Annotated in this window: 10 protein-coding genes; 5 read left to right on the top strand and 5 right to left on the bottom strand. The window is 55.7% G+C overall.

The genetic code is table 11. The annotated features are described in order from the left end of the window. The first annotated feature begins 538 nt into the window (after positions 1 to 538). From FD30_RS06085 to FD30_RS06065, 5 genes are all read left to right on the top strand, one after another. On the top strand, positions 539 to 1,741 hold the full coding sequence (locus FD30_RS06085) for a betaine/proline/choline family ABC transporter ATP-binding protein (protein ID WP_056944294.1): 1,203 nt from the start codon (positions 539 to 541) through the stop codon (positions 1,739 to 1,741). Further along, complete coding sequence (locus FD30_RS06080; protein WP_024747421.1) at positions 1,741 to 2,367, top strand: ABC transporter permease; 627 nt, start codon at positions 1,741 to 1,743, stop codon at positions 2,365 to 2,367. Before FD30_RS06085 ends, FD30_RS06080 begins: the two co-directional genes overlap by 1 nt. Positions 2,368 to 2,376: 9 nt before the next feature. Beyond that, positions 2,377 to 3,309 carry an osmoprotectant ABC transporter substrate-binding protein gene (locus FD30_RS06075; RefSeq protein WP_056944293.1) on the top strand — a complete coding sequence of 311 codons (933 nt, stop codon included), beginning with the start codon at positions 2,377 to 2,379 and terminating at the stop codon, positions 3,307 to 3,309. Between the two features lie 2 nt (positions 3,310 to 3,311). After that, positions 3,312 to 3,974, top strand: coding sequence for an ABC transporter permease (locus FD30_RS06070; RefSeq protein WP_056944292.1), 663 nt, complete (start codon positions 3,312 to 3,314; stop codon positions 3,972 to 3,974). Between the two features lie 157 nt (positions 3,975 to 4,131). Then, positions 4,132 to 5,478: a hypothetical protein gene (locus FD30_RS06065; RefSeq protein ID WP_056944291.1), complete on the top strand. Its 1,347-nt coding sequence runs from the start codon at positions 4,132 to 4,134 to the stop codon at positions 5,476 to 5,478. A gap of 366 nt (positions 5,479 to 5,844) precedes the next feature. Here the strand turns inward: FD30_RS06065 and FD30_RS06060 are convergent, their stop codons facing one another. The 5 genes from FD30_RS06060 to FD30_RS06040 all read right to left on the bottom strand — a co-directional run bounded on the left by FD30_RS06060 (position 5,845) and on the right by FD30_RS06040 (position 14,144). Next, positions 5,845 to 7,578, bottom strand: coding sequence for a phosphatase PAP2 family protein (locus tag FD30_RS06060; protein ID WP_147000053.1), 1,734 nt, complete (start codon positions 7,576 to 7,578; stop codon positions 5,845 to 5,847). A gap of 183 nt (positions 7,579 to 7,761) precedes the next feature. Next, positions 7,762 to 8,214 (bottom strand): hypothetical protein, encoded by a 453-nt coding sequence (locus FD30_RS06055; protein WP_056944290.1) that lies wholly within the window; start codon positions 8,212 to 8,214, stop codon positions 7,762 to 7,764. Continuing rightward, positions 8,211 to 9,719 carry a Y-family DNA polymerase gene (locus FD30_RS06050; RefSeq protein WP_056944289.1) on the bottom strand — a complete coding sequence of 503 codons (1,509 nt, stop codon included), beginning with the start codon at positions 9,717 to 9,719 and terminating at the stop codon, positions 8,211 to 8,213. The genes FD30_RS06055 and FD30_RS06050 overlap by 4 nt, the downstream gene beginning before the upstream one ends. Positions 9,720 to 9,844: 125 nt before the next feature. After that, positions 9,845 to 11,380 carry a hypothetical protein gene (locus FD30_RS06045; RefSeq protein WP_056944288.1) on the bottom strand — a complete coding sequence of 512 codons (1,536 nt, stop codon included), beginning with the start codon at positions 11,378 to 11,380 and terminating at the stop codon, positions 9,845 to 9,847. A 496-nt stretch (positions 11,381 to 11,876) separates the two neighbouring features. After that, complete coding sequence (locus FD30_RS06040; protein WP_056944287.1) at positions 11,877 to 14,144, bottom strand: ATP-binding cassette domain-containing protein; 2,268 nt, start codon at positions 14,142 to 14,144, stop codon at positions 11,877 to 11,879. Positions 14,145 to 14,321: the final 177 nt, after the last annotated feature.

Raw genomic sequence — 14,321 nt, 5'->3', positions numbered from 1 at the left:
GCTCAGCCGTGAAATTTTCCTTGGTGAGCGTTCTTCAGCTCGCCTAGGAAAAGGCCAGCTTGGGGACTATGGATTTGGGGCGTCAAATCGTGCCCACGGCGTTCCAGCCTTGTCTAGCCGTCCGGTAAGGCGGATAACAACTACAACCTAAGTTGGGGACGCGTTTTTTTAACCATAACTAGCCATCTTCCCTAACCAAATATAAGTATCCACTTATTAATTAAGACTTTAAATTATAAACTTCTATCCATTCGGCCAAAACTGTAATTTAATTAGAAATAATTTAACCGTTGATTTACCGGCGTTCAGAAGCGTTTATATCCGGTATTGGTCAACACTGGTAATAGTCTTTTCTTGGTAAATATCTAGTTTTCATGTACAATAGCGTTAGTTTAACAAACCAACCTCAGTAATCGAATACGACCGGTCTCTAGGCATTCCCACCTGCAGGGATCCAGAGTCACCGATCGTTTATTTTTTTGTTCAAGTCCCGGCTAACTGCGGGGCACCAACTGGAAACTAGGAGGACGAACGCTTAATGTTACTTTCAATGGAACACCTTCGTAAGGAATACCCCAACGGCAAAGTAGCCGTCGACGACTTCAACCTAGAAGTCGACAAGGGTGAGTTTATCGCCTTCATCGGGACGTCTGGTTCCGGGAAGACCACCACCATGCGGATGATCAACCGGATGCTGCACCAGACTTCCGGCTCCATCAAGATCAACGGTAAGGACATCTCGAAAATGGACCCGGTTAAGCTCCGGCGGTCCATCGGTTACGTGATTCAAAACACGGGGCTTATGCCGCACATGACGATTCAAGAAAACATCGAATTAGTGCCCAAGCTCCTGGGCTGGTCCAAGGAAAAGCGCGCCAAGCAAGCCCACAAGATGATCGACCTGGCCCAACTGCCCGACGAAATGCTCAAACGCTACCCGGGTGAGCTCTCCGGTGGGCAACAACAACGGATCGGGGTCGTGCGGGCCTTAGCTGCGGACCAAGAACTGATCTTAATGGACGAACCCTTTGGGGCCTTGGACCCCATCACCCGGGAATCCCTACAAGATCTGGTCAAGCACTTACAAGAAGACCTGGGCAAGACCTTCATCTTCGTGACCCACGACATGGACGAAGCCTTGAACTTAGCCACCCGGGTCGTCATCATGAGCCACGGGAAACAGGTCCAAGTCGACACGCCAGAGAACATCCTGCGGCACCCGGCCGACGAATTCGTCACCAACTTAATCGGGGAAGAACGTTTGATTCGGGCTCAACCCAATATCCTGACCGTTAGTCAGATCATGCGGAAGCACCCCGTGGCCATTTCGCCCAACAAGACCCTGACCGACACCATCGACTTGATGCACGAAAAGCGAGTTGATACCCTGTTAGTCACCGATGACCAGGATAAATTGATTGGCTACATCGACCTGGATGACGTGAGCCGGAACACCGACCCGCAGACGCCGGTCAGTGCCCTGATGAATCACGAAGTCTTTTTCGTTCAATCTAAGGCTTTAATCGGGGACACCGTTCAACGAATCCTGAAGATGGGTGTGAAGAACGTTCCCGTTGTGGATGACCAACACCGCTTGGTCGGCATCGTCACCCGGACGTCGCTAGTGGACATCGTTTACGATGCCTTACGGGGAGTTCCTGAGAATGACGAACAACCTGCTTCACCAATCAACGTAGACATCCACGCTGCGGCTAACCATGAAGGGGGTGCCGATGCCTAATGCTACATTTTCTAGCTACTTACGGCACGCAAATGATCTCTAAGACTGGTCAACACCTCTACATCTCTGCAGCGGCGTTGCTCCTAGGGATTATCGTCGCCGTGCCGCTGGGAATTCTCTTGACTCGCATGAAGCACGGGGCCAATGCGGTCATCACACTTGCTGGGGTCTTACAGACCATCCCCGCCATGGCGTTGCTAGCCATCATGATCCCAATCTTTGGGATCGGCTCCACGCCCGCTATCGTGGCCCTGTTCATCTACTCACTCTTACCGATTCTCCGGAACACCTATCTGGGCATGCAGGGGGTCTCGCCAACTGTGCGGGACGCCGCTAAAGGGATGGGGATGACTTGGTGGCAGTCCATGATTCAAGCCGAACTGCCCCTAGCCGCGCCCGTCATCATGGCCGGTATCCGGCTGTCCGCGACTTACGTGATTGCCTGGGCTACGCTGGCGTCCTACATCGGTGCCGGCGGCTTAGGGGACTTCATCTTTAACGGATTGAACCTCTACCGTTCCGACCTGATTCTCGGAGGCTCGATTCCCGTTATTATCCTCGCGTTATTCGTCGATTACCTGCTGGGCAAGGTTGAAACGGCCGTTACGCCTAAGCAGCTCAGATAGGAGGTCACCATGCGAAAACGAATCTATCAATGGCTGACCGGACTTCTGGTCGTCATCTTACTGTTACCCTTAGGTGGGTGTGCGCTGCCCGGATTAAGCGGCGGGTCGGGTAAGGACACCGTCCGTATCGCGGCGCAAAACACCACCGAACAACAAATCATGGCTTACATGATCCAAGGCATGATTCAACACTATACCAAGTTAAACACATCCATTATCAATAACTTAGGGTCCGGGAACGTCAGCTTCAACGCCTTAAAGAACGGCGACGCCGACATCTCCTCCATTCGGTTCTACGGGACCGACTTGACCACCGTTTTGAACCGGAAGTTCGAACGGGACCCTAGCAAGGTCAAAGACATCGTCACCAACGATTTCCAAAACAAGTATCACATGACCTACTTCGACACTTACGGCTTCGCCGACACTTACGCTTGGATGGTCAAGCCCGCGTACGCGAAGAAGCACCATCTGAAGACGGTCAGCGACCTACAAAAGCTGGCCCCGAAGATGACGGTCGGTATCGACCAAATCTGGCAAAACCGTCCTGGTGACGGGTACCCCGCCTTCCAGAAGACCTACGGCTACAGTTTTGGCACCGTTAAGCCTATGCAACTGGGGTTACTCTACGACGCCTTAGCCGCCAATAAGATGGACGCCATCTTAGGGTACTCCACCGACGGCCGGGTCTCCAGCTACCACCTGAAGCTCTTAAAGGACGACAAAAACTTCTTCCCACCATACGATGGGAGTCCGGTCGCCACGGATAAGGTCTTGAAACAACATCCTGAGCTCAAGCCAGTCATCAACCGTCTAGTCGGTAAGATTGACTTAAAGACCATGCAACGCTTGAACTACCAAGTCGACGACCAACTGGAAGAACCACAAACGGTCGCTAAAGACTTCTTGCAACAACACCATTACTTCGAAGGGGGCCATTAAGTATGAAAGACTTAGGGTTGTGGCAACAGCTCATCTACTACTTCTCGCACAATGGAATGTACGTGCTGAGCCAATTTAACCAAACGTTCTTAGTCTCCATCTACGGCGTCCTCTTCGGCGCCATCGTCGGGATTCCAATCGGGATCTGGACCTCACAACACCGGCGGCTCTCACCGCTGATCGTGGGGGCGGCTAACGTGATTCAGACGGTGCCTTCACTAGCCATGCTGTCCATCCTGATGCTGGGATTAGGGCTGGGTCAGACCACGGTCATCGCGACCGTCTTCCTGTACTCTTTGCTGCCCATCATCAAGAACACCTACACCGGGATGCTGAGCGTCGACCGCGACGTCTTGGATGCTGGGAAAGGTATGGGGATGACGCGGCTCCAGATCATGACTACGATCCGGATTCCGCTGTCCCTGTCGGTCATCATTGCCGGGATTCGGAACGCCTTAGTCATCGGGATTGGGATCACCGTTATCGGGTCTTTCATCGGGTCCGGTGGCCTGGGAGACATCATCGTCCGGGGCACCAACGCCACGGACGGCGGGGCTATCATCCTGGCCGGGGCCTTACCGACCGCGTTAATGGCCATCATCACAGACTTAGTGTTATCCTTCATTGAAAAACGGTTAACGCCGAAGACCTCTTCGGAAGCTTAACCTCACCGACGCCTAGAAGCCCCCAGCTTCTGGGCGTCTTTTTGGGTCCCAACCGTCTACTCATTAAAAAATTCGTAAGGGGTCTGACTAGGTGTTAGGGGGCCCAACTTGCTATACTAGACACTGTTTACCAGACTGAAAAAAGGAGGCCGCATCCGTGAAACGCCTGCGCCAAGCCGGCATTGATCTTTCGGTGGGAACCCTGAACTTCTTAGCGAACACCGGTATCATGCTGCCCTACATTTTAATTTTATTTCAATACCAAAAGACCCAAAGCCCCACTTACCTGGTCGCGCTGGTCACCGTCTATATCGCCCGGGCCGCCAGTATCTTCTACACCAAGCGCTTCAATCTGCGCTCCAGCACTTATCTAATCATCACGCTGGTCTTCGGGGCCCTGGGCAGTCTGCCCTTCGCCCTCACCGATTCGCTGGGGTGGCTCTTGGTCGGGAGTGTCCTGTGGGGCTACAGTGCCGCCACGATTTGGCCTTACTTCCTCACGGTCAAGCTCAACTTGGCCCAAACCACGCCATTCAAGATGAAGAGCGTTTACTGGGTGATTTTCCTACTCCTGGCGCTCCTCTTAGGCATCGACCTGGGACTTAAGCTCAGCTTCTCGTTCTCGTTCGCCCTACTGGCCGTGATGAACCTAGTTGCCTTACCCGGGGGACTCTTGCTTAACGAGTTCACCCACGATTTCTACCGCGGTCAGCCCAACCAGCGTCACGGGCTGAAGCAGTTCTGGCGGTGGTGGTTATCCGTGATCTTCTTCGCCGCCTTAGCGGTCTTGACCACCCTGCGTAAGGCCGATGTCCCGTTACCAGCTTGGGACACCCTGGCCATTATCTTGATTGCCTTGGTAATTGCCTTGATCGAACTCTACGCCGACCGACGGACCCTGCACAACTTTAAAGCCCGCCTCTTGAACCGGGGATTCATGTTGAGTTACGTGCTCCTCTTCAGTAGCTTCATGGCGTACTACTACTGGGGCAAGCTGGGGATGTACCTGGTCTTCGCCGTCTACCTGATCGGGTTCGAGGGTGGCGCGGGGATTATTAAGGCCCTGGCCCATCACGACCCCCGGCGACAGGACCGGTTGCGCCACCAAGTCGTGATTGCCGGTCACCTGCTGGTCCTGATTCCCTGGAAGTGGATCTACTTGCTGGGGCTACTCCTGATTGCCCTGTATATTGGGGACGATAACCCCACGGTCAACCAAGAGCTGTACGAATCCGACGTGGTTGACAACGACACCGCCATCATCAGTAAGTACCGCTTCTCGACGGCTGGCGGCCTTCTGTGTCAGCTGGTCTTCTTCGGCTTGCTGGTCACCATCAGCGGGATCAACAACCTGTCCCTGCTCAGCTTCTTCAAGCCCACGTCGACCAGTCACTGGTTCCTCTACACCTGGGCAGTCAACTGGCCCCTGGCCCTGTGCTCACTGGGCTTAGCCCTGACGAACCTGCGGCAACAGCGCCGGTTAGAGCATTCCGAGCAAAACTAACCGACTGATTGAACTTTGAATGAACCGTCGTGATAACTTTCAGCGAAGTTATCACGGCGGTTTTTTGGTGGTCACACGATTAGTTGGGGGGCTGGGGATTAGGAGATGGTATCCAGCGTTAAGCTCTAGACAAAGAGACGGATCTTCATTCCAACCGCGATTCGGAAGCTAATTAATATGTCTAGCGGAAAAAAACTTCAAATCACGATTGGCGATGATGGCAAGACAATTAAGCCCCGTCCAGCACGCTCAGTTGAAATGAGAGACCAGCGACTGTTTTCAAAATGATCACGAATACCCCAAAACGGATCACCAGGTAACCGTCCCGGTGGTCCGTTTTAAGATACTGCCTATTCTGCTGAATACTTAATTCCGAACTAACGCTAACTTGTGGGCCGTGTAGACCGCGTGCCAACCCTTAGGTAAGCCCACGATGCGACTGAACTTCCCTTGGTGTTGGTCGAAAGTGATCACCGTCTGGTGGGACTTCAAGCCCTTCAAGTTGGTTAACCGCAGGGTCCCGGCCAACTTAGCCTTTCCCCGAATCTTCATGGCCGTAGCCTTAGTTACCGTTAAGGCCAGCGTCCCGCGCTTGGTCTGTTGGTAACCCCGTTGCAGTTTAATGGCGGTATTGGCCGTTAACGTCCCCTGGTTCAAGGTCAACTGACCGTTACCCGCCGCCGTGGCAGTGGCGAGATTGAGGTCCCCACCGTCAACTTGCAGGCCGCCCTTGAACTGGTTGTGGCCCTTTAACGTTAACGCCCCGGTTCCTTGCTTGATGAGTTTACCGTTCCCGGTAATGTCGTTACGCCAAGTGTCGTGCGCGTTGAAACCGCCCTTGGCCGCATCCATTTTGACCTTGGTGGTCGTTGGTAAGGCCCCGTAACCGTTCGCGGCGGAGAAGAGGTCTAACCGTCCCCAGCCCTCGGTATCGTCCAAGACTGGATATCCCGATGGCAATTCCGTCGTGGCTAACGCCATCCGCCGTTGGGTCTTGCTGAGGTAAGGCAACCGCGTGGCTAAGAGGACTTCTGCCCCCTTGGGTACCCGTGGTGCAATCGTCCGGTCCCCATTTTGTGGTAAGCCGTAAGTCATCCGGAAGCGGTAGTTCTTCTGGTTGGTCCGGTAGTCGCCGAAGTCATCGTTCTTCGTCACTAACGGACTGTGTAATAACGCATCCGAGTGGGCTTCTTGATAGGCGCGCTTCATTAAGCCTTGATATTGTGGGTCGTTCAATGTGGCGGCAGCGACGGCCGTCCCAAACATCCGACCGCCCATCACGGCTAACGGTGAGTGCCGTCCAGCCAATACCCGGTCGTAGCCAATCTCGGAGGACCGGGTGACGGATTCTTGGAACCGTTCAGGAAAGGCGTACGCCATGACTTCACCAATTTCAAAGCCGGCTGACGTGTGACCGCTCGGGAAGTCGTAATCATCGGCTTTAGCCGCGTGCATCACGTTGACCAAGTACGGGTTAGGTAGGACGTGTTGCGGATCCTGTCGGTAAGGCCGGATGAACTTGAAGAAGTGCTTGGGTACGCCCGTCCCCCCGAAGACCCGGGTCGCAGCAATCAATTGGACCATGGCCCCTAACTTAGAATCTGGATTCGCCCAAGTAACATTCGAATAGGGCGTATTCGCCGGCTGTGGCGCTGCTGGGACATCATAGTAGTCCGTCTTCGCGTCCGCGTTCTTAATGAAGGCCGCCGCATACGGACCCAAGCCGGAGATATTATTGTATTCTAGGCGCCGGCGGTCCGTTAAGAACGACCGCTTAACTTCCGCTTGACTCCGCGTCTGGGTAATCTTAGCCGCGATGTCTAAGGATTGACGAATCAACCCCGGATCCTTTTGACCCTCTGTAGGTGACCAGATCTTGTTGAACGTATAGAGCAAGCCAAACGACGGGTTGGTAGTCACCGTCGTATTCCCCTTAACATTGTTCTGATACGTATCCACGTAATACCCATAGCTGGCTTCGTGCGGCTTGATCATTGCCGCCGCCGAAGTCGTCTTGGCCTGTGCTACTGGCGTCATCAGTGGTAACAAGACCAACGCCGTCGCCAACGTAACCCCTAACCGTTGCTTCATTCGCATCATTCGAAATTCCTCCCTACTCCGTTTGGTTATCACGCTAACCTGCAACTAGTGTAAGCCATTTAGGGGCACAATTGGGCGCCTTTACGGAGTCTGTACAGGTCCCTTATCAAATCTTTACAACCATACAAAAACCCTTATATCAAAATCAATTTTGATATAAGGGCAACGGTATTCGGATAAGGGTTAAGTCGTGGGTAAGAGCGTCACTGCTTGGAGGTTCGCGACCGGAAAGACCCGCTGGGCGTCTAGGGTCACCGTATGGACAGCGGTATCGAGCGCCGTGACGCGGCCCAGTACCGTATGGGATTCCCCCGTCTCCCCCTCAAAGTAGGTCAGCTTGACCCGGGGTTGGGTGGCCAGTTGGGCCCGCACCTGGCGTAATCGGTACTGCAACAAGTGCGCCTCTTCAAAGGGCAACCGCGACTGCTGCGCCAGTTGCTCGCCACTCTCCGCAATCAAGTCGTTGTAACCGGTCAGGGCCGCGAATGGTGCGAACTGGGCCGCCCGTTCGGCATTGGTCATCGCCGGGTGGGCGGTAGACCGGTGGTGTGGGAGTCGCATGATGTCGCGGTAGGCGTCGGTATTGTTGAACAGCGTTTCGGCAATGGCTCGTTTGGCCTGTTGGTCGTGCGTCATGAGCGGTGCCCCCCAATCTCTTGGTTCCGTTTCAATAGTGTCGCCCCCGGCTGAAGGTCCGCCGCCCAAAATAAGGCGTTCTTGCCGAACTTCTCTTGAATCTTCAAGATAGCCTCTTGGGCCTGGCGTTCCCGCCGTTGAGCTACCGTTTCCTGGGCTACTCGCTGCTCGACTTGCGGGCTCTGAAATAAGTCCAGCTGTTCACCGTGGTCTCGGGCGGCAGCCTGCCGTTCGGTGACCACATGGTTGACTGTCACCGTGAGCTTGCGCACCTGGTAATGCCGGTTGACCTTAGTTTCAAACAGCCGCAAGACCGCCCGGCGCAACCGCTTCGTTGACGCCGTGGGCACCGGTAAGCTGGCACTCCCGTGGGCCGCCTTAGGTACCCGCCGTCCGTAAAAGTCGGTGGTGACCGTGCCGCTAGCGTCGGCCGTGGCCAGGCTGGTGACGTCATAAGCCACATGCAAAACGACCTGGTCACAGACCTGATGTTGCTTGACCAGGTCCAAGGCTAACGCGTCGATCATTTCTCGCGCAACGATTTTGGCTTTGGCAAACGGGTACGGCGTGGCCAGAACCTGCCCCGAGCCCAAGCTATGGTCACTAGGGCGGTAGGCCTTAATGTCGTGAATCGTGGTGGGCTCATAACCCCAGGCGTGGTCAATGATCAACTCGGCGACCCGCCCGAACTCTTGGTAGAGCTGTTCTTCGTTGCGGGCGTCCGACAGAGTCCCCAACGACTGGCGGGCAATGTCGCCCATAGTGTGCAGTCCCATCTTCTCTAATCGCTGGGCGTACCCCTTGCCGATGCGCCAAAAGTCCGTCAGCGGTGTGTGGGCCCAGAGATACTTGCGGTAACTCAGTTCCGTGAGCTTGGCGATGCGGACCCCATCTTGGTCGGCAGGAATCTTCTTGGCCACGATATCCATCGCGACCTTAGCCAGATACAGGTTGCTGCCAATCCCCGCCGTTGCGGTAATTCCGGTCTGGCGCTGAACATCTTGGATGATGCGCTTGGCCAGGTCATGAGCGGTGGTCTGGTAGAGCTTCAGATAGGCCGTCACGTCCATGAAAACTTCATCGATCGAGTAAACGTGAATCTGATCGGCCGCAACGTACCTCAGGTAGATCTGATAGATCTGGTTGCTGACCTGTAAGTAGTAAGCCATCCGGGGCACCACCACCCGGTACCCCGCCTTGAGTGTCGGGTCGCGCAACAGTTGGTCACGGTAGACCGATTCGCGCCGTAGCCGGTGATGGGCCTGGAGGGTCCGGTCGCGGTTTAGTTCCGCCACCGCCTGTTCGACCTGAAACAACCGGGGACGACCCGGTAAGCCGAACTTTTTCAAGGCCGGTGAGACCGCCAGACAGATGGTCTTGTCGGTCCGGGACTGGTCGGCGACCACCAGATTGACGTTCAACGGATCGAGGCCTAAGGCGGCACACTCCGCCGACGCGTAAAACGACTTCAAATCAATGGCAATGTAAGTTCGCGCAGCCGCCATCTGGTGGTCCCCCTTCCCGATTGCACCTAGGACCTTCATTATACTGAATTTTTATTAGGGGAACAAGCGTTTGCTTTAAATTTTAAAAAAAGGCCCCACAACCGCAGCTGCCGGACTCATAAATCTTAGGATTCAGGTGTCAATAATTGCCGGACCAGAGCCTGGGTCGCCGCTTGCCGGTGGGCCTGCCGATCCTGGGCCACCAGATAATACTGGGCCAGGGCCGACAACGTGACAGCCGCCTGATCAGCCGGTAAGTCGTAGAGCCGGTGATACCGTTGCGCAACCGTCGCGAAGGTCGTGGCGTCCGGAACTAGGGCGCGGAGCTGGGCCGGCGTCACGTGATTCTTACGCGCGGGAACCCAGCCCTGGGCGGGTTGTTGGTCTAGCCGACGTTGCATGGCTTGGCGCAAAGCGTCCGGCCACCCGTTAGGCAACGGTTGCGCTTGGTCCAGCCGGTCCCGTAAGGTCGCCAGGTCTGAGTAAACGTTAGCGGGGAACTGGCGCCCCTCCCAACTGGTCTGCAAGTCGGCTAAGCGCCGTTGCCGGTCACTGGGGGTTAGGTCGAAACCCACAGTAGCGTTGAACAGGTCATCGTACCAGTCACGTTGACGTTGGGCGGCCAATTGGCGACTGCGTTGATTCAAATCGGCAACCAGGTAACGGGGCACAATCTGTAGCCGTTCAGCCTGGATTCGGCCGTGATGGGCGAATTCCGTTGCCATGACCCCCAGCTGGTAACTATTGACCAGCCGGGCCACGGACTTCGGTACCGGCACCGCCGCCAACCGCTGCTTGAAGACTCCCAATGGTCCCCGTTCAACCACTAACCGGGCTACCGCCGTCAACCAGTCCTGGTACTCGCGTGACTGCCGCAACCGCTGTTCAGCCGTGGTCTGGGCATCCGCCGCCGCTTGCCAGGCCCGCTGTTGTGCGCGTTCGGCTGCTTGGTGTTCTTGTAAGGCGCGGCGTTGCCGTTGCTGGTCCAGTGCCGCCTGGGCCGCTGCGTTCTTGGCCTGTAGATCCGCGTAGCCCTGCAGGTACGGCGAAAGTTGCCGGTCCGGAAGTTCGGTGGTGCGGCGTTTGAGATAACCCGTCACCGTGGACTTGGTTCCCCGGCGAACCCATCGATGCTGCGCGTGTTGGTTGCTGGGCAGGTGCGGGAGGGCGTCCGGCGTCCACAGAATCTCCGGCACCTGCGGATACTGCGCCGATAAGGCATCGTACTGGGCCACCGCGTGGAAGTTATCCTCGGTGGTGATGGTCATCAGGTACTGCATTTCGTCGCTCATGAACTTCTTCACGCACTCGGACCCCACTACGATCTCCCGACCGTCCGACCGCAGGACCACGTGATACTCGTACCGAACCGGCAAATGGCAGAGCGCACAGTGGTGCCACTGGCCACGTTGGTCGCTGGGGTTGATGGCGTAGGGGGAATCCGCCAACAGTTTCCAGGCCAGACTCCCCTGCACCAACCAGTCGATGCGACTCGCTGCCACTGCCTGTTTCGCCCGCGCAGTCAACCAGTCACTGGTGGTCTTGACCGTGGGGTGGTCGCGTAAGACCGGCATCAACCGGGTCAACGCGGGGTCCGCCAATGCGGGGTAGGTCAGTTGTAAGAAGCGGTTCTCCGCCGGGGTCAAAATCGTGGTTGCCATCACAAGCAGTCGTCCCTTTCACCAATAGAATAGGAATAAGTTTACCACAAATCCACCTTAGAGAGAACGTACGTTTCATCAAGTATTGAACTGTTAGGTAGTCTAAATCAGCGCCTTACCGGGCGATCGTACCATAACGTAACCCAACGAATGGTCTATTCAGCGGATCTTCCTGGGGTTAGTTCTTCCCCCTCCTCTCACGTTATTGATTGAATTACCGAATCACTCTAACTGCCACTATGGTTAACTCGAACACTACTGTGAGCCGTGAGGACGGCCAGCCAGGGCTCAGCAGTGAAATTTGACTTGGGGAGCGTTTTTCGCTGCCCTAGTCAAAGGCCAAGCTTCGAGACCGCTCTTGGGCTCGAAGTGGTGCCCACTGCGTTCCAGCCCTGGCTGGCCGTCCGGTAAGGCGGATGTCAAACACCACCACAAGCACAAAAAAATTGGCCCCCAGGGGCATCCCCCTGAGCGCCAATTCAACAATATGCTGAGGTTAGTCTTGCATCCAAGCTTTTAAAGCCACACCGGTGCGGGACGTAGAAACCGTAACGGACTTGCGCGGCACGCCCGTGTACTGGATTCGGCCCCCATACTGACCGGCGTCCGGACCCACGTCGATCAACCAATCGGCCTGGCTGATCACCGCCAGGTTGTGTTCGATGATAATCAACGAGTTTCCCGCCGTGACCAGCTGATTGAAGAGCTTCAATAACCGGTCCGTATCCTGTAAATGCAGCCCGGCCGTGGGTTCGTCCAACAGATAAATCGTGCCCTGCTTCCCCAACTCGACCGCTAGCTTCAAGCGTTGCAATTCCCCGCCAGACAAGGTGGTCAGGGGTTGGTCTAACGTGAGGTAGCCTAAGCCGACCCGGTCTAAGTTCGCCAGCTGCTTGGCCACTGCTGGCGTGTCGCGGAAGAATTCCGCCGCGGCCGTGACCGATAAACTCAACACCTCCGCAATGTTTCGGTGATGGTACTGGTATTGTAAGGCCTGGTCACTGTAGCGTTTCCCCTGGCAGAGTTCACAAGTCTGCACCACGGGATCCATGAAGGCCATGTTGGTAATGGTGACGCCCTTCCCTTTGCACCGGGGACAAGCGCCCTTGCCGTTATAGCTGAACCAGCCCAAGGCCACCCCGTTCTCTCGGCCAAAGAGCTTACGAATCTCGTCCAAGACGCCCAGGTAAGTCGCCGGGGTCGAGCGGATATTGATGCCAACCGGTGCCTGGGCCAGGTCGATGTAGTCGGTCTGCAAGTGTTGCTTAATCGCACTCACTAACGAACTCTTCCCGGACCCGGCGACCCCGGAGATCACCGTCATGATTCCCAGCGGCACATCCACGTCTACCGCGTGCAGGTTGTTTTGGGTCACCTGCCGCAGTGATAGGTGGTCCGTTGCGGGACGTTCTAAGCCCCAGGTGTGCGGTTGCCGCAACCATTTTCCAGTCAACGTCTGGGAGGCTAATAATTCAGGGTAGGTTCCCGTAAAGGTCACTTGACCCCCGGCGGACCCGGCATGGGGTCCCATCTCGACCACGTAATCCGCAAAGGCGATCATCGCCGGGTTGTGTTCCACCACCAGAATCGTGTTGCCCTTATCCTTCAACTTGGTCAACGCCGCCTTGATCAACTGGATATCGTGCGGGTGCAGACCCACACTAGGTTCATCTAGGATATAGACCATGTCGACCAACGCACTGGTCAGGTACTTGGCGATGCGAATACGTTGGGCTTCCCCGCCGGACAGGGAACTGGTCCCCCGGTCCAACGTCAGGTACCCTAAGCCAATGTCTACCAGGGATTGAATCTTGGTGGTCAGTTCCCGGACCACATCGGTCGCCAGGGGTTCCGTGATGCCCCGTAAGAAGGTCAACACGTGCCGGAGGTCCATGGCGGAGACTTCCGCGATGTTCTTGCCGTTGATGTGGTTGGTCAGGACCTCGGCCCGTAACCGGGTCCCGTGACAGGTCGGGCAAGGCTTACGGGTCACGATGGCGGCGATAGCGGCCTTGTGATGTTCCGCTTCCTTTTTCCCAATGATCGACCGCCGAATCCGCGGCACTACGCCTTCGTACAGCGCCGTACGGGGAAAATCCTTCCCCGGATGAGCCAGCTTCTGTTGAGGCGCATGCATCAAGAGGTCGTACTCTTCGGGCGTATAGTCCTTGATGGGCTTATCGTTGTCGAAGAGTCCGCTGGTCCCGTAACGCCGCCAACGCCAGGTATTCGGCGCAAAACTGACGAAGGTGATGGCACCTTGGTTCAACGACTTCTCGGGGTCGATCAGCTGGTGCTCATCGATGTCGTCCACGTACCCCAAGCCCTGACAGGTCGGGCACATCCCCTGTGGCAGGTTGAAAGAAAAGGTGTCGGAGTAGCCGATAAACGGTTTCCCGATGCGGGAGAACAAAAGGCGCAACAGCGAATAGATCCCCGTATAGGTCGCCAACGTAGACCGGGCATTCTTCCCTAGCCGTTGCTGGGCGATCACGATGGCCACGGGCAGATGTTCGATATCGCCCACGTGTGGTTGACCGTATTTGGGCAAGTATTGCTGGGTGAAGCTGGGAAACGTCTCGTTCAATTCGCGCCGGGACGCCGCCGCGATGGTGTCGAACACCAATGACGACTTCCCCGACCCAGATAGGCCCACGAAGACCGTGGTCTGGTATTTGGGTACCCGCAAGTTCACGTGCTGCAGGTTATTTTGCGTGGCATCTTGAATCTCAATGAAGCCTTGTGGAAATTCTGGTAATGACATGCCGTTACCCCTCTCTTAAGCACAAAAGTTGTCACCAATTAGCTTAGCACATTCGCGGGATTCTCCGCGACCCTCAAGGCTTACCGTCCGCCAGGCGCTGTTCGTTTTTCTCAACGGGATAGGTCGTTTTTCTACGTCTTGTCAATAAGAATGTTGTTAAATCAATGTTTTATGATG

Origin of the sequence: Levilactobacillus namurensis DSM 19117 (assembly GCF_001434785.1) — a bacterium.
In the GTDB taxonomy this organism is placed as follows: Bacteria; Bacillota; Bacilli; order Lactobacillales; family Lactobacillaceae; genus Levilactobacillus; species Levilactobacillus namurensis.
Note: the sequence above shows the minus strand (reverse complement) of the source record. Positions and strands in the feature narration are given on the sequence as shown.